Source organism: Pseudomonas sp. GD04015, assembly GCF_029837675.1.
GTDB classification, from domain to species: Bacteria; Pseudomonadota; Gammaproteobacteria; order Pseudomonadales; family Pseudomonadaceae; genus Aquipseudomonas; species Aquipseudomonas paralcaligenes.
On record NZ_JAOEEE010000001.1, the window covers coordinates 185,369 to 200,839 of the forward strand.

Annotated in this window: 13 protein-coding genes; 9 read left to right on the plus strand and 4 right to left on the minus strand. The window is 67.2% G+C overall.

Translation table 11 applies throughout. The annotated features are described in order from the left end of the window. Positions 1 to 12: 12 nt before the first annotated feature. The 7 genes from hisS to N7640_RS00975 all read left to right on the plus strand — a co-directional run bounded on the left by hisS (position 13) and on the right by N7640_RS00975 (position 7,464). On the plus strand, positions 13 to 1,299 hold the full coding sequence (gene hisS, locus N7640_RS00945; protein ID WP_279903163.1) for a histidine--tRNA ligase: 1,287 nt from the start codon (positions 13 to 15) through the stop codon (positions 1,297 to 1,299). Between the two features lie 33 nt (positions 1,300 to 1,332). After that, entirely contained in the window at positions 1,333 to 1,968 is a 636-nt protein-coding gene (locus tag N7640_RS00950) for a tetratricopeptide repeat protein (RefSeq protein WP_220815564.1), read from the plus strand. Further along, the gene (gene bamB, locus N7640_RS00955) at positions 1,961 to 3,112 is read left to right on the plus strand and encodes an outer membrane protein assembly factor BamB (protein ID WP_279903161.1); all 1,152 of its coding nucleotides are present in this window, start codon (positions 1,961 to 1,963) and stop codon (positions 3,110 to 3,112) included. The genes N7640_RS00950 and bamB overlap by 8 nt, the downstream gene beginning before the upstream one ends. A 69-nt stretch (positions 3,113 to 3,181) precedes the next feature. Then, on the plus strand, positions 3,182 to 4,681 hold the full coding sequence (gene der / locus N7640_RS00960; RefSeq protein WP_220815492.1) for a ribosome biogenesis GTPase Der: 1,500 nt from the start codon (positions 3,182 to 3,184) through the stop codon (positions 4,679 to 4,681). A 266-nt stretch (positions 4,682 to 4,947) separates the two neighbouring features. Beyond that, a complete protein-coding gene (locus N7640_RS00965) occupies positions 4,948 to 6,096 on the plus strand; it encodes a pyridoxal phosphate-dependent aminotransferase (protein ID WP_279906168.1) in 1,149 nt (382 codons plus the stop codon). Positions 6,097 to 6,169: 73 nt separating this feature from the next. Next, entirely contained in the window at positions 6,170 to 6,958 is a 789-nt protein-coding gene (locus tag N7640_RS00970) for an amidohydrolase (protein WP_279903158.1), read from the plus strand. Between the two features lie 14 nt (positions 6,959 to 6,972). Next, positions 6,973 to 7,464, plus strand: a complete 492-nt coding sequence (locus tag N7640_RS00975; RefSeq protein ID WP_279903157.1) for a hypothetical protein — start codon at positions 6,973 to 6,975, stop codon at positions 7,462 to 7,464. A gap of 214 nt (positions 7,465 to 7,678) precedes the next feature. Here N7640_RS00975 and N7640_RS00980 read toward each other — a convergent pair whose 3' ends face one another. Both N7640_RS00980 and leuA read right to left on the minus strand, forming a co-directional pair. Further along, positions 7,679 to 8,740: an NAD(P)-dependent alcohol dehydrogenase gene (locus tag N7640_RS00980; RefSeq protein WP_279903156.1), complete on the minus strand. Its 1,062-nt coding sequence runs from the start codon at positions 8,738 to 8,740 to the stop codon at positions 7,679 to 7,681. Positions 8,741 to 9,126: 386 nt separating this feature from the next. Continuing rightward, entirely contained in the window at positions 9,127 to 10,803 is a 1,677-nt protein-coding gene (gene leuA, locus N7640_RS00985; protein WP_279903155.1) for a 2-isopropylmalate synthase, read from the minus strand. On the opposite strand from leuA, the gene N7640_RS00990 reads away from it, so the two are divergent. Next, on the plus strand, positions 10,790 to 11,053 hold the full coding sequence (locus tag N7640_RS00990; RefSeq protein ID WP_279903154.1) for a hypothetical protein: 264 nt from the start codon (positions 10,790 to 10,792) through the stop codon (positions 11,051 to 11,053). The two genes, leuA and N7640_RS00990, sit on opposite strands and share 14 nt — an antisense overlap. A 64-nt stretch (positions 11,054 to 11,117) precedes the next feature. Here N7640_RS00990 and N7640_RS00995 read toward each other — a convergent pair whose 3' ends face one another. Continuing rightward, positions 11,118 to 12,347, minus strand: a complete 1,230-nt coding sequence (locus N7640_RS00995; RefSeq protein ID WP_279903153.1) for a mechanosensitive ion channel family protein — start codon at positions 12,345 to 12,347, stop codon at positions 11,118 to 11,120. A gap of 131 nt (positions 12,348 to 12,478) precedes the next feature. On the opposite strand from N7640_RS00995, the gene N7640_RS01000 reads away from it, so the two are divergent. Beyond that, on the plus strand, positions 12,479 to 12,871 hold the full coding sequence (locus N7640_RS01000; RefSeq protein WP_279903152.1) for a DUF6491 family protein: 393 nt from the start codon (positions 12,479 to 12,481) through the stop codon (positions 12,869 to 12,871). Between the two features lie 34 nt (positions 12,872 to 12,905). Here the strand turns inward: N7640_RS01000 and N7640_RS01005 are convergent, their stop codons facing one another. Next, positions 12,906 to 15,386: a TonB-dependent siderophore receptor gene (locus tag N7640_RS01005; RefSeq protein ID WP_279903151.1), complete on the minus strand. Its 2,481-nt coding sequence runs from the start codon at positions 15,384 to 15,386 to the stop codon at positions 12,906 to 12,908. Between the last annotated feature and the right edge of the window lie 85 nt (positions 15,387 to 15,471).

Consider the following 15,471-nt stretch of genomic DNA (forward strand, 5'->3'; position numbering starts at 1 on the left):
CAAGGAATATTCGTGAGCAAGACCCTACAAGCCATCCGTGGCATGAACGACATCCTGCCGGAGCAGACGCCCGCCTGGCGCTACCTGGAAAGCACCCTGGCCAGCCTGCTCGACGGCTATGGCTACAAGGAAATCCGCCTGCCCATCGTCGAGTACACCGAGCTGTTCGCCCGCGGCATCGGCGAGGGCACCGACGTTGTGGACAAGGAGATGTACACCTTCCTCGACCGTAACGAGGAGTCCCTGACCCTGCGTCCGGAAGGCACCGCCGGCTGCGTGCGCGCGGTGCTCGAACACGGCCTGTCCGGCGGTGGCCAGGTGCAGAAGCTGTGGTACGCCGGCCCCATGTTCCGCTACGAGAAGCCGCAGAAGGGTCGCTACCGCCAGTTCCATCAGGTGGGTGTGGAAATCTTCAACCTGCCGGGGCCGGACGTCGACGCCGAGCTGATCGTGCTGACCTGGCGCCTGTGGCAGAAGCTCGGCCTGGCCGACGCGGTGACCCTGCAGCTCAACAGCCTGGGTTCCAGCGAGGCCCGCGCGACCTACCGTGACGCCCTGGTGGCCTACCTGCGGGAGCGCTTCGACCAGCTCGACGAGGACAGCCAGCGCCGCCTGACCACCAATCCGCTGCGCATCCTCGACAGCAAGAACGCCCAGACCCAGGCCCTGCTGGCCGACGCGCCGTCCCTGGCCGACTATCTGGACGAGGAGTCCCGCCTGCACTTCGAGGGCGTCAAGGCGCGCCTGGACGCGGTGGGCATCCGCTACGAGATCAACCCCAGGCTGGTCCGTGGCCTCGACTACTACAACCGCACCGTGATCGAGTGGGTCACCGACAAGCTCGGCGCCCAGGGCACGGTGTGCGCCGGTGGCCGCTACGACGGCCTGGTCGGCCAGCTCGGCGGCAAGCCGACCCCGGGTGTGGGCTTCGCCATGGGCGTGGAGCGCCTGGTGCTGCTGCTGGAGACCCTGGAACTGCTGCCGGCCGAGCTGAACAGCCCGGCGGACGTCTACCTGTGCGCCTTCGGCGAGGCCGCCGAAGTGGCCGGCCTGGGCCTGGCCGAGCGCCTGCGCGATGCCATCCCCGGGCTGCGCCTGCTGGTCAACGCCGGCGGCGGCAGTTTCAAGAGCCAGTTCAAGAAGGCCGACAAGAGCGGCGCGCGCTTCGCCCTGATTCTGGGTGAGGACGAACTGGCCGCCCGCGTGGTAGGTTGCAAACCCCTGCGCGACGACGCACAGCAACAGAACATTGCCTGGGATGCGCTGCCGGCGCATCTCGCCGCCTGCCTGCAGGCCTGAGAACAAAGCGAATAAGGAGTTATCGGGGTGAGCATGACCGAAGAAGAACAGATTGCGCAGCTGAAGGACTGGTGGCAGCGCAATGGCAAACCCCTGCTGACCGGCGGCGTGCTTGCGCTGGCCCTGGTGTTCGGCTGGCAGGGCTGGCAGCACTACAAGACTAGCCAGGCCCAGGGCGCGGGAGCGCTCTATCAGCAGATGCTCGAGTCCACCTTCACGGCCGATGGCCAGCCGGACGTCGGCAGGGTCACCGAACTCGCCGCCCGCCTGAAGAAGGAATACGGCGGCACCAGCTACGCCCAGTACGCCAGCCTGTTCATCGCCAAGCTGGCCGTGGAAAACGGCAAGCTGGACGATGCCATCGCCGAACTCAAGCCGCTGCTGGACAAGCCCGCCGACGAAGCCATCGGCGAGATGGCGCGCCAGCGCACCGCGCGCGTGCTGGCCGCCCAGGGCAAGGTCGAGGAAGGCCTGAAGTTGCTGGATGGCAAGGTCGGCAAGGCCTGGCAGGCCAGCCGCGAGGAACTCAAGGGCGACCTGCTGGTGCAGCTCGGCCGTGGCGACGACGCCCACGCCGCCTACCAGAAGGCTAAGGAGTCCCTGGCCGAGGACGCCGCCGTGGGTGGCCTGCAGATGAAGCTCGACGACCTGGCCAAAGGGGATGCCTGACGTGATGCGTTGGAAGAATGCAGCGATGCTGGCCCTGGCCGTACTGGCCGTGGGTTGCAGCAGCAACAGCAAGAAGGAACTGCCGCCGAACGAACTGCCCGACATCCAGGAAGAAGTACGCCTGGATGCCCGCTGGAGCCGTTCGGTCGGTGATGGCCAGGGTGATCTGTACAACCTGCTGACGCCTGCCAGCGACGGCGAGCGCCTGTTCGCCGCCGCCGCCGACGGCGAAGTGGTCGCCCTGGATCGCCTGACCGGCGACAAGTTCTGGGAAGTCGATCTCGATCTGCCGATCTCCGGTGGCGTCGGCGCCGGCTACGGCCTGGTGCTGGTCGGTACCCTCAAGGGCGAGGTGATCGCCCTCGACGCCAGCAGTGGCGAAGAGAAGTGGCGCGCCCGCGTCACCAGCGAAGTGCTCTCCGCCCCGGCCACCAACGGCGACGTCGTCGTGGTGCAGACCCAGGACGACCGCCTGATCGCCTTCGACGCCGGCACCGGCAGCCAGCGCTGGATCTACGAGAACAGCCCGGCCGTGCTGACCCTGCGCGGCACCAGCAGCCCGGTCATGACCAACAGCCTGGTGATCGCCGGTCTCTCGTCCGGCAAGCTCCTGGCGCTGGACGCCAGCCGTGGCATTCCGGTGTGGGAACAGCGCGTGGCTGTGCCGCAGGGCCGTTCCGAACTGGAGCGCATGGTCGACATCGACGGCAACCTGCTGCTCACCGGCGGCAACCTGTACGTGGTGAGCTACCAGGGCAAGGTCGCCGCGTTCGACGCGGAATCCGGCCGCCCGCTGTGGACCCGCGACGCGTCCAGCTACGTGGGCCTGGCCCAGGGCTTCGGCAGCGTCTACGTCAGCCTGGCCAGCGGCGCCGTGGAAGGCGTCGACGAGAACTCCAATTCCGCCCTGTGGAACAACGATGCCCTGCTGCGTCGCCAGCTGTCCGCGCCGGAAGTGTTTTCCAGCTACGTGGCGGTCGGTGACTTCGAGGGCTATCTGCACCTGCTGAGCCAGGTGGACGGCCATTTCGTCGGTCGCGAGAAGATCGATGGCGACGGCGTGCGCGTCCGTCCGCTGGTGATCGGCGACTGGATCTATGCCTACGGCAACAGCGGCAAGCTGGTCGGCCTGACCATCCGCTAAGCTGAGTTGCAAAGCCCGGCCGCTGCCGTTCGACGGCAGCGGCCTTTGTGTTTTCTGAGGTAAATGTCGATGGTTCCTGTAATCGCCCTGGTGGGCCGCCCCAACGTCGGCAAGTCGACGCTGTTCAACCGCCTGACCAAGACCCGCGACGCCATCGTGGCCGAATACGCGGGCCTGACCCGCGATCGCCAGTACGGCGAGGCCAAGTGGCAGGGGCGCACCTACATCGTCATCGACACCGGCGGCATCTCCGGCGACGAGGAAGGCATCGACGCCAAGATGGCCGAGCAGTCCCTGCAGGCCATCGAGGAAGCCGACGCCGTGCTGTTCATGGTCGACTCGCGCGCCGGCATGACCGCCGCCGACCAGATGATCGCTGAGCATCTGCGCAAGCGGAACAAGCGCCGCTTCCTGATCGCCAACAAGGTCGATACCGTCGACCCGGACATCGCCCGCGCCGAGTTCAGCCCGCTGGGCCTGGGCGACGCCCTGCCGATCGCTGCCGCCCACGGCCGCGGCATCACCCAGATGCTGGAGGCCGCGCTGGGCATCTTCCCCCGCGACGATGGCGAGCCGGAGCCGGTCGAAGGCGAGGAGGGCGCGGAAGCCCCGGCCGAAGAAGTGGTCGCCGAGGGGCAGGAGGCCAAGCGCATCCCCGGCCCGAGCGAGAAGGACGGCATCAAGATCGCCATCATCGGCCGCCCCAACGTGGGCAAGTCGACCCTGGTCAACCGCATGCTCGGCGAGGAGCGGGTGATCGTCTACGACCAGGCGGGAACGACGCGGGACAGCATCTATATCCCGTTCGAGCGCGACGAGGAGAAGTACACCCTGATCGACACCGCCGGCGTGCGCCGCCGCGGCAAGATCTTCGAGGCCGTCGAGAAGTTCTCGGTGGTCAAGACCCTGCAGGCCATCCAGGACGCCAACGTGGTGATCTTCGTGATGGACGCCCGCGAGGGCGTGGTCGAACACGACCTCAACCTGCTCGGCTTCGTGCTGGAGACCGGCCGCGCGCTGGTCATCGCCCTGAACAAGTGGGACGGCATGGAGCAGGGCGAGAAGGACTATGTGAAGACCGAACTGGAACGCCGGCTGATGTTCGTCGACTGGGCCGACATCCACTTCATTTCGGCCAAGCACGGCACCGGCGTCGGCCACCTGTACAAGTCGGTGCAGACCGCCTTCAAGGCCGCAGTCACCCGCTGGCCGACCAACCGCCTGACCCAGATCCTCGAGGACTGCGTGCAGGAACACCAGCCGCCGACCGTCAACGGCCGCCGCATCAAGCTGCGCTACGCCCACCTCGGTGGCGCCAACCCACCGCTGATCGTGATCCACGGCAACCAGGTGGATTCGGTACCGAAGACCTACACCCGCTACCTGGAAAACACCTACCGGCGCGTGCTCAAGCTGGTTGGTACGCCGATCCGCATCGAATACAAGGGCGGCGACAACCCGTTCGAGGGCAAGAAGAACAAGCTCACCGAGCGCCAGGTGAACCGCAAGAAGCGCCTGATGAGCCACCACAAGAAGGCCGAGAAGAAGCGCAAGGACAAGAAAAGGTAGTTTCCAGCACGGGGCAATCGGGTGGAGCAGCTGTACGCACAACCCGACACCCCGTCGTCCCCGCGAAGGCGGGGGCCCAGCGAGGCGGCTACTGGATTCCCGCCTGCGCGGGAATGACGGAATTTCCTGCCTGCCTTGCTCGTACAGGGCCTCTCTACCCGGTTACTCCTGGTTACAGCGGCAAGCGACAAGCTGCAAATGGAGCCGGACCGCTTTTTCTTGCGGCCTGAAGCTTGTAGCTTGCAGCTTTCCCCGAGGAAGTCCCGATGCTCGCCAGCAAGCTGCCCAATGTCGGCACCACCATCTTCACCCGCATGTCCCAGCTCGCCGCGGAGACCGGCGCGCTCAACCTGTCCCAGGGCTTTCCCGACTTCGACGGCCCGCAGGCGCTGCGCGAGGCGGTAGCCCGGCATGTGCTGGAGGGGCGCAACCAGTATTCGCCGATGACCGGTCTGCCGGCCCTGCGCCAGCAGGTGGCGGCCAAGCTCGCCCGCAGCTACGGCGTGCAGCGCGACGCGGACAGCGAGATCACCATCACCCCCGGCGCCACCGAGGCGATCTTCTGCGCGGTGCAGGCGCTGATCCATGCGGGCGACGAGGCCATCGTCCTCGATCCCTGCTACGACAGCTACGAGCCCTCGGTGGAACTGGCCGGCGGCCGCTGCGTGCATGTGCCGCTGGCGCTGCCGGACTTCTCGGTCGACTGGCAGCGCCTGGCCGACGCCATCACCCCGCGCACTCGCCTGATCTTCCTCAATTCGCCGCACAACCCCAGCGGCGCGCTGCTCACCCGCGAGGACCTGGACCGCCTGGCCGACCTGATCCGTGGCCGCGACATCCACATCATCAGCGACGAGGTCTACGAACACCTGATCTATGACGGCGCCCGCCATGCCAGCGTGCTGGCCCACGAGGAGCTGTACGCCCGGGCCTACGTGGTCAGCTCGTTCGGCAAGACCTACCACGTCACCGGCTGGAAGACCGGCTACGTGGTGGCGCCGCCAGCGCTGACCGCCGAGCTGCGCAAGATCCACCAGTACGTCAACTTCTGCGGGGTGACTCCGCTGCAGCACGCGCTGGCCGACTTCATGGCCGCGCATCCCGAGCATGTCGAGGAGCTGCCGGCCTTCTACCAGGCCAAGCGCGACCTGTTCTGCGATCTGCTGGCCGACTCGCGCTTCCGCTTCACCCGCGCGCCGGGCACCTACTTCCAGCTCGCCGACTACTCGGCGATCCGCCCGGACCTGGACGACGTGGCCATGGCCGAATGGCTGACCCGCGAGCACGGCGTGGCGACGATTCCGGTTTCCGTGTTCTACCAGCAGGCGCCAGCCGGCCTGCGCCTGGTGCGCTTCTGCTTCGCCAAGCGCGAGGAGACGCTGCGCCAGGCCGCCGACAGGCTCCGCTCCGTGTAGTGGAGTGGGAGCGGCCTTGGCCGCGATGTTTTCGCGGCCAAGGCCGCTCCCACAAAGATTTCAGGAGTTACCCATGAATAGCAGACCCGATCTCGAACTGGCCCTGATCCAGAGCGAACTGGACTGGCACGACGCCGCGGCCAACCGCGCGCGCTTCGAGCCGTTGCTGGAGCAGGCGCGCGGTGCTGATCTGGTGGTGCTGCCGGAGATGTTCAGCACCGGATTCTCCATGCGCTCGGCCGAGCTGGCCGAGCCGGAGGACGGCCCCACCACGGCCTGGCTGCGCGAGCAGGCCCGGCGCATCGACGCCGTGGTGACCGGCAGCCTGATCATCCAGGCGGCCGACGGCAGCTACCGCAACCGCCTGCTGTGGGCGCGCCCGGACGGTTCGCTGGCGCACTACGACAAGCGCCACCTGTTCCGCATGGCCGGCGAGCACAAGCACTACGCCGCCGGCGAGGAGCAGGTGCGGCTGGAGGTGAAGGGCTGGAGGGTGCGGCCGCTGATCTGCTACGACCTGCGCTTCCCGGTGTGGAGCCGCGACCCGCGTGACACCGACCTGCTGCTCTACACCGCCAACTGGCCGGCCGCGCGGCGCCAGCACTGGAACCGCCTGCTGCCGGCCCGGGCCATCGAGAACCTGTGCTACGTCGCGGCGGTGAACCGCATCGGCAGCGACGGCAACGGCCACCCCTACAGCGGCGACTCCCAGGTGCTGGACTTCCAGGGCGAAGCCCTGCTGGCGCCGGGCGATGCCCCGGGCGTGTTCAGTGTGCGTCTGCCCGCCGCCGACCTGGCGGCCTACCGCGAGCGCTTCCCGGCCCATCTGGACGCCGACACCTTCCACCTCGACTCGAACTGACAGGAGACATCCGCATGGACGCCAAGCCCGACAACAACCCCTACCAGGCGCCCCAGGCCGACCTGGTCACCGCCGGCCAGGCCAGCGGCCCGCTGTACCGTCTGAGTGCCGTGGGCATCGCCACCTTCTTCGGCACGCCGCTGGCCGGCGCCTACATCGCCGCCCACAACCTGCGCGCCCTGGGGCTTCAGGAGCGGGTGCGCAACACCTGGTGGCTGGCCATCGGCCTGTTCGCCGTCGTGATGGTGATCGGCTACTGGCTGCCGGACGGCGCGGGCATCGGCATGACCGTCGCCCAGGTGATCGGCATGCACCAGTACGCCAAGGCGCAGTTCGGCGAGGCGATGGAGGGGCACGCCGGCCCCTTCCGCTCCAACTGGCGGGCGTTCGGCATCTCCCTGCTGTTCCTGCTGGCGTTCCTCGTGGTGGTGTTCGGCGCGGCGCTGGTGATCGGCGTGGGCGAGGGCGAGATGACCACGTTGGGTGGTCCTGTGTCGGTTGAATAGCCGCAACCGCGAAAAACGCCGGGCCAGGTTATGGCTCAATTGAGTGTTGGATACCTCTGTGGGAGCGGCCTTGGCCGCGAAGCTGTGTTGTCAGCTCCATTCGCGGACAAGTCCGCTCCTACAGGGGCGAGTTCACCAACAACTGGTTGTGCCCGGTGAACAGCAATACTGCGTGGCCCGGTAGGGCGGGTGAAACCCGCGGGTTCCACCCGCCCTATGCGGCGCCAGCCTGCTTGAGGGAGGCCATGTCGATCACGAAGCGGTACTTCACGTCGCTCCTGAGCATGCGTTCGTAGGCCTGGTTGATCGACTGGATCGGGATCATCTCGATGTCTGAGACGATGCCGTGCTCGGCGCAGAAGTCGAGCATCTCCTGGGTTTCGGCGATGCCGCCGATCAGCGAGCCGGCGATGCGGCGGCGCTTGAAGATCAGGCCGAACACGTCCGGCGACGGGTGCGGCGACTCGGGGGCGCCGACCAGGGTCATGGTGGCGTCGCGCTTGAGCAGGGCCAGGAACGGGTCGAGCGGGTGCGGCGCAGCCACGGTGTTGAGAATGAAGTCGAAGCTGTTGACGTGGGCCGCCATCTCCTCGGCGTTCTTCGACACCACCACTTCGGCGGCACCCAGGCGCAGGGCGTCGTCGCGCTTGTTCGGCGAGGTGGTGAACAGCACCACGTGGGCGCCCATGGCGCTGGCGATCTTCACCGCCATGTGGCCGAGGCCGCCGAGGCCGACCACGCCGACCTTCTGCCCCGGGCCGACCTTCCACTGGCGCAGCGGCGAGTAGGTGGTGATGCCGGCGCACAGCAGCGGGGCGACCGCCGCCAGGTTGTCGGCGTGGCGGATGCGCAGGACGAACTTCTGGTCGACCACGATGTTGTCGGAGTAGCCGCCGTAGGTGTTCTCGCCGCCGAACACCGGGCCGTTGTAGGTGCCGGTGAAGCCGTTCTCGCAGTACTGCTCCAGGCCTTCGGCGCAGGAGGCGCAGTGGCTGCAGCTGTCGACCATGCAGCCGACCCCGGCGACGTCGCCGACCTTGAAGGCGCTGACGTTGGCGCCCACGGCGACCACCTTGCCGATGATCTCGTGGCCGGGCACCGAGGGGTACAGGGTGTTCTTCCATTCGTTGCGGGCGGTGTGCAGGTCCGAGTGGCAGACGCCGCAGTAGAGGATGTCGATCTTCACGTCGTCCGGGCCGACGGCGCGGCGCTGGATCTCGAAGGGGGCCATTGGCGCCTGTGGGTTCTGGGCGGCGTAGGCGAGGGTCGTGCTCATGGAAATCTCCTGGGCGGATCGATGGGCCGAAGGAGAGGTTAGTGCAGGGCGATGGCGGCGGGGTTGCACGATCCTGCCGAATCCATGCCCAGAGATGGCGGAACGAAAAGGGGGGCCGAAGCCTAATGCCAGTCAGTTAAGGTGTTTTCAATGGTTGGCGAGCGCCATCCACCCTGTGGGAGCGGACTTGTCCGCGAACGGGGCTGACAACAAAGCTTCGCGGCCAATCGGAATGCCGCCCAACCGCTCCCACAAAGGCCGAGTCTGTTCGCACGGCCGACTCAGGCATAGCCAGGGAAAAACGCCGTGATCCAGCAGGGCAATCGCGGCGTTTCTCTTAACTGACAGGCATTAGGCCGAAGCCCCCTGTGTCCGATGCCGCCGGATCAGGCCGCGGCGCTGTCGCCAGAAGCCTGGGCCAGGGCGCGGTTGAGCGCGCTGAACAGGGCGCGGAAGGTCGCGGTGGTCAGGTTCTCGTCGATGCCGATGCCGTGCAGCGGGCGGCCACCGTTCAGGCGCACCTCGATGTAGGCCGCGGCCTGGGCGTTGGTGCCGGCGCTGATGGCGTGCTCATGGTAGTCCATGATCTCGATGCTTTGCGGCAGCGCGGCGACCAGTGCCTCCAGCGGACCCTTGCCGGTGCCGTGCTTGCGGCGCGTCTCGCCGTTGTGGCTGACCTCGACGTCCACGGTGCAGATGCCGTTCTCTTCCTGCAGGCGATGGCCCTTCAGCGCGTAGGGGCTGTCGGCCTCGAGGTACTCGCTCTGCAACAGGCGATGAATCTGCTGGGCGGTCATCTCCAGGCCGAGGCGGTCGGTCTCGCGCTGCACCACCTGGCTGAACTCGATCTGCAGGCGGCGCGGCAGGGTGATGCCGTACTCCTGTTCGAGCAGGAAGGTGATGCCGCCCTTGCCGGACTGGCTGTTGACGCGGATCACCGCCTCGTAGTCGCGGCCGATGTCGGCCGGGTCGATCGGCAGGTACGGCACTTCCCAGACGGCGTCGTCCTTCTGCTGGGCGAAGCCCTTGCGGATGGCGTCCTGGTGCGAGCCGGAGAACGCGGTGTGGACCAGGTCGCCGACATACGGGTGGCGCGGGTGCACCGGAATCTGGTTGCAGTCCTCGACCACCTTGCGCACGGCGTCGATATCGGAGAAGTCGAGCTGCGGGTGCACGCCCTGGGTGTACATGTTCAGCGCCATGGTCACCAGGCAGAGGTTGCCGGTGCGCTCGCCGTTGCCGAACAGGCAGCCTTCCACGCGGTCGGCGCCGGCCATCAGTGCCAGTTCCGAGGCGGCCACGCCGGTGCCGCGGTCGTTGTGGGTGTGCAGGCTGATGATCACGCTGTCGCGCTTGTCGATGTGGCGGCCGAACCACTCGATCTGGTCGGCGTAGTGGTTCGGCGTGGCGCACTCGATGGTCGCCGGCAGGTTGAGGATCAGGCGGTTGGCCGGGGTCGGCTGGAACACGTCGATCACCGCGTTGCACACCTCGACGGCGAAGTCGGTCTCGGTGCTGCTGAACACCTCCGGCGAGTACTCGAAGCCCCAGCGGGTTTCCGGCGCGGCGTCGGCCAGGCGCTTGATGGTCTTGCCGGCGGCCACGGCGATGGCCTTGACACCCGCCTTGTCCTGGTTGAAGACGATCTTGCGGAAGCTCGGCGCGCAGGCGTTGTAGTAGTGGACGATGGCCTTCTTCGCGCCCTTGAGGGACTCGAAGGTGCGCTCGATGAGGTCGTCACGGGCCTGGGTCAGCACCTGGATGGTCACGTCGTCGGGGATGTGGCCGCCTTCGATCAGTTCGCGGACGAAGTCGAAGTCGGTCTGCGAGGCGGACGGGAAGCCCACTTCGATCTCCTTGAGACCCACCTGCACCAGGCACTTGAAGAAGCGCATCTTCTTCTCGGCGTCCATCGGCTCGATCAGCGACTGGTTGCCGTCGCGCAGGTCGGTGGACAGCCAGATCGGCGCCTTGTCGATGATCTTGTCCGGCCAGGTGCGGTCCGGGAGCTGGATCGGCGTGAACGGGCGGTACTTCTGGGACGGGTCTTTGAGCATGGTCATCGGGCTAGATCCTTGTGTCGGCGGCAGGCCGGGGCGAATCGCGAATTCGGTGGTGCGTCGGGGGGGAGGGGGCTCAGCCGCGCAGTCGCGGGCTGACCAGGCGCTGGCAGGCGTATTGACGCAGCAGGATGAGGGTGTGGGCGGTTTTCATGGCGTTCACCTTAATCAGCGAGGTGAAAGCTGGCAAGGCTTCTCGGAAAAACGCCAGAAAATCGCGCAATTGGTTTTTTATAGGATTTTTATTGCCTGATCGTGGCGTTCGGCGAGAGCGGCTTGCGTCCGGGCGCGCGGTCTCGCCACGCGCCCGGGGCGGATCAGCGGTCGGCGCCCGCCAGGCGCTGGAAGTCCGCGCCGCCGGGGTTCTGGAACACGCGCAGGCCGAAGGCGGGCAGGATCGCCAGCAGGTGATCGAAGATGTCCGCCTGGATGCGCTCGTACTGCGCCCACGCCACGGTGTTGGTGAAGCAGTAGATCTCCAGCGGCAGGCCGCTCTCGCCCGGTTGCAGGTGGCGCACCAGCAGGGTCATCTGCGGGTGTACCTCGGGGTGGTTGCGCAGGTAGCGCTCGACGTAGGCGCGGAAGGTGCCGAGGTTGGTCAGCTGGCGGCCGTTGAGCGGGTCGCCGAAGCCGGCGTTGTACTGCTGCAGCTCGGCGCGCTTCTGTTCCAGGTAGTCGCCGATCAGGTCGAAGCGGTGCAGTTGCTCCAGGCCCTCGGCGTCGAGGAAGCGCACGCTGTTCTGGTCGAGGTGCAGGCAGCGCTTGATGCGCCGGCCGCCGGACTCCTGCATGCCGCGCCAGTTCTTGAACGAGTCGGTGATGAAGCGCTTGGTGGGGATGGTGGTGATGGTCTTGTCCCAGTTCTGCACCTTGACCGTGTGCAGGGCGATGTCGATGACGTCGCCGTCGGCGTTGAGCTGCGGCATCTCCACCCAGTCGCCGACGCGGATGATGTCGTTGGAGCTGATCTGCACGCTGGCCACCAGCGACAGCAGGGTGTCCTGGAAGATCAGCAGCAGCACCGCGGCCATGGCGCCGAGGCCGGACAGCAGGATCAGCGGCGAGCGGTCGATCAGCGCGGCGATGATGAGGATCGCGGCGATGGCGAACACGGCGATCTTGAGCACCTGCACGTAGCCCTTGATGGGCCGCAGGTGGGCGTCGGGGCGGCGCTGGTAGAGGGTGTTGACCAGGCCCAGCACCTCGCTGATCGCCAGCGCCAGGGTCAGCACCACGAAGGCGCCGCAGACATTGCGCACCACGGTGACCACCTCGGCCGGCAGGCCGGCGATCAGGCCCACGCCGAGGGACAGGATCAGCGCCGGGACGATGTTGGCCAGGCGGGCGATGACCTTGGAGTCGTTGAGCACGCTGTCCTGGCCCAGGGCGGTGGCGCGCAGCGCGCGGTACAGGCCGCGCAGGAGGATGCGCTTGACCAGCCAGTTGGCGATCCAGGCGGCCAGTACCAGCAGGCTGGCGCCGATCAGGGTGAAGAGTTGCGGGTGCTGTTCAAGCCATTGCAGGGCTTCGCGATACTGTTCGGGCATGGGTCTCCTCGACAGGTGGTGTTTCCGGTGGCCGGCCGGGGCGCGGCAAAGTGCATTACCCTAACAAGGAGCGGTGGGTAATGCCGGCCGGTTTTCTTACCAAACCTGTCTGACCTGTCAGGAGAGAGATCATGAGAACTGTTTTTGTCGCGTTGCTGGGGCTGCTGGCCGGCTGCGCCAGCGGCCCGCGCAACGACCAGCTGCCGCTGGACGAACACCTGGCCAGGCTCGGGCTGCGCCAGGGCGAGGCCGTGCAGGCGATATCGCGCTATGACATCGGCGGCTGGGAGTACCTGGACAAGCGCCACATCAGCGTGGGCCGCGCGCCGGCGCGGCGCTATCTGGTGGAGTTCACCCGGCCGTGCGACCGGCTCGGCTTCTCCAGCATCATCGGCTTCAGCTCGACGGTGGGCCAGTTGACCCGCATGGACCACATCACCGTGACGGACATGGGCGACATTCCCCAGACCTGCCAGATCGAGAGTCTGTACCGGCTGGAGAGGGTGGAGAAGAAGGCGCCCTGAGGCAGACGGGGCGGCGCGCGCCGCCCCGCGAAGGTCAGAACTCGCCGCGCAGGGCGAGGGAGAAGTTGCGCGGCTCACCGTAGTAGTAGTTCACGCCGATGGCGCCAATCTTCTCGTAGTAGTACTTGTCGAAGAGATTGTTGGCGTTGAACTGGACCGAGTAGTGCTCGTTGAAGCGATACCCCAGCATCGCGTTGTAGATCGCATAGCCGCCCTGTTCGGCACGTGCGGCGCCGTTGACCGAGTAGATGTCGCTTTGCGCCTGCACGCCGCCACCCACGGTCCAGGCGGAATAGGCGCCGGGCAGCTGGTAGGTGGTGAACAGGCGCAGCAGGTGTTTCGGGTCCGTGGTGCGCAGGACGTTGCCGGCGTTGGCGGCGGTGTCCTTCAGGTACTCGGTGGTGGTGTAGGTATAGCCGCCGGCGACCTGCCAGCCGGGCATCAGCTCGCCGGAAATCTCCAGTTCCACGCCCTCGCTGCGGCTCTTGCCCGAAGCGGACTTGCAGAACCCGGTGGGGTAGTACGGCGGGCATTGCTGAACGCCGTCGGTGATCGAAGGGTCGTCCAGCGCCTTGCCGATCAGGTTGGTGCGGAACACCGAGACGGCGCTGTTCAGGCGGCCCTCGTAGAATTCGCCCTTGAGGCCCACTTCGTACACTTCGCCGGTCATGGGTTCGATTACCGAGCCCGTGCTGTCGAACACCGCCTGCGGGGAGAATATCTCGGTGTAGCTGGCGTAGGCGCTGATGGCCTCGTTCAGGTCGTAGATGAGGGCGGCGTAGGGCACCACCTCCCGATTGACCCGGTAGTCGCCGGTCGTGCTGGTGCGCTGGTCGAAGTCGTACCAGTTCAGGCGCGCGCCGAGAATGGCGGTGAGCGGATCGGCCAGCGAGATGTTCCAGCTGGCGTAGAGGGCTTCCTGGGTGGTGATGGTGTGGGTCTGCGGGTTGGCTGTCGGGCTGGTGCGGTCCTTGTTGACCTGCGACGGGTTCCAGTTGCGCAGGTCGACGCCACGGGCGTTGTAGCCCCACACAGACTCGACGCCGATGCTGTCGGACTCGTAGCGCTCGGCGCCGACGGTCAGGCGGTGTTCCCTGCCCAGCAGGTTGAAGGTGCCGTCCAGCACGGCTCCCAGGTTGGTGTGCAGGGTCCTGCCGCCGCCGTCGCTGAAGTTGTAGGACACGTCCCACAGGTAGGGATCGGTGGCGCCTCTCGGCCGCGCCAGGTTGGTCTGCTGGAAGCCGTGGTCCTTGTAGGCGAAGCGGTTGCGGCTGCCGTTCAGCTTGAGCGTCCAGCCATTGTCGAAGACGTGCTCCAGCTCGGCGAAGTACTGCGTGCCGGTACGGTCCCAGCGGGCCCAGTTGGCGCCGAGGAAGGTATCGCGGGAGAACGGCAGCGGCGAGCCGTCGAAGTCCGCCGGCAGGTTGCCCCAGGCGCCGGTGGCATCCAGTTCGGTGTATTCCAGCCCCCCGGTCAGCGTGGTGTTTGCGCCGAGGTCGGCGGCCAGCACGGTATAGAGCACGTTCTTGCGCTCCATGCGGGTGTCCTGGAAGAAGTCCTTGTCGTCGTGCACGGCGATCACGCGGCCGCGGATCGCGCCGCCGTCCACCAGCGGTCCCGACAGGTCGGCCACGTAGCGGTTGGCTTCCCAGGAGCCCAGGGTGTAGCTGGCCGAGCCCTGGAAGTCCCGGGTGGGGCGTTTGCGCACCATGTTCACCGTGCCCGAGGGGTTGCCGGCGCCGCGCAGCATGCCGCTGGCGCCCCGCAGGACTTCCACGTGGTCGAGGGTGGCCGTGTCGGGCTGGATGAAGCTGCCGCCGCCCGCGCCCTGGGCGACGGTGGCGCCGTCGAACTGGATGGCGTCGATGGAGAACCCGCGCGAGTAGTAGTTGACCCGCTCGCTGTCGGTGTAGTCGACCACGACGCCCGGGGTCTGCTCGAGAACCTGGGTCAGGTTGTTCAGGTTCTGGTCCTTCAGGCGCCGCTCGGTGAGCACGCTGACCGACTGCGGGGTGCGGCGCAGCGACTGCGGCGCCTTGCCGATGTTCACGGCGCCAGTGGTGTAGGAGTCGCTGCCCTCGGTGATGGCGCCCAGGCCGACCGCGCTGACGCTGGTGGCGCCCAGTTCGACAGCGGCGCCGGCGTCCACCTGCTCGCTCAGCACGAAGCTGCCGTTGCCCTGGTCCAGGGCCTGCAGGCCGCTGCCCTGGAGCAGCCGGGCCAGGCCCTGGCTGACGTCGTAGTCGCCCTGCAGCCCCGGCGAGGTGCGGCCGGCGGTCTGCTGCGGCGTGCTGGCGAGGGTGATGCCGGCGGCGCGGGCGAACTGGTTGAGGGCGTCTGCCAGAGTGCCGGCGGGAATCTCGTAGTGGCGGGCGCTGGCCGCGCCGGGCGCGTCGGCCGCCTGTACGGCGAGGGGGGCGGCGCTCAGCCCCAGGGCGGCGCCGAACAGTGCGCCGCGCAGGGCACGGCTCAGGGGCGAGAGGGCGGGAATCGGTCGGGAGATGGACATGGTCATGGGCGGAAACGGCTCGTGGCAGGAATGGTTCTTATTCCCTGCCGATCCATCCCCGCAGAACCCGACAGAAATTCTTCAGTTCTTT

Coding starts and splice junctions, on each gene's coding strand:
- der (WP_220815492.1), top strand. CDS start 3,182: ATGGTTCCTGTAATCGCCCTGGTGGGCCGCCCCAACGTCGGCAAGTCG.
- N7640_RS00995 (WP_279903153.1), bottom strand. CDS start 12,347: ATGCCCGAACAGTATCGCGAAGCCCTGCAATGGCTTGAACAGCACCCG.
- N7640_RS01005 (WP_279903151.1), bottom strand. CDS start 15,386: ATGACCATGTCCATCTCCCGACCGATTCCCGCCCTCTCGCCCCTGAGC.
- leuA (WP_279903155.1), bottom strand. CDS start 10,803: ATGACCATGCTCAAAGACCCGTCCCAGAAGTACCGCCCGTTCACGCCG.
- N7640_RS00980 (WP_279903156.1), bottom strand. CDS start 8,740: ATGAGCACGACCCTCGCCTACGCCGCCCAGAACCCACAGGCGCCAATG.
- bamB (WP_279903161.1), top strand. CDS start 1,961: ATGCCTGACGTGATGCGTTGGAAGAATGCAGCGATGCTGGCCCTGGCC.
- N7640_RS00970 (WP_279903158.1), top strand. CDS start 6,170: ATGAATAGCAGACCCGATCTCGAACTGGCCCTGATCCAGAGCGAACTG.
- N7640_RS00965 (WP_279906168.1), top strand. CDS start 4,948: ATGCTCGCCAGCAAGCTGCCCAATGTCGGCACCACCATCTTCACCCGC.
- N7640_RS00950 (WP_220815564.1), top strand. CDS start 1,333: ATGACCGAAGAAGAACAGATTGCGCAGCTGAAGGACTGGTGGCAGCGC.
- N7640_RS01000 (WP_279903152.1), top strand. CDS start 12,479: ATGAGAACTGTTTTTGTCGCGTTGCTGGGGCTGCTGGCCGGCTGCGCC.
- N7640_RS00975 (WP_279903157.1), top strand. CDS start 6,973: ATGGACGCCAAGCCCGACAACAACCCCTACCAGGCGCCCCAGGCCGAC.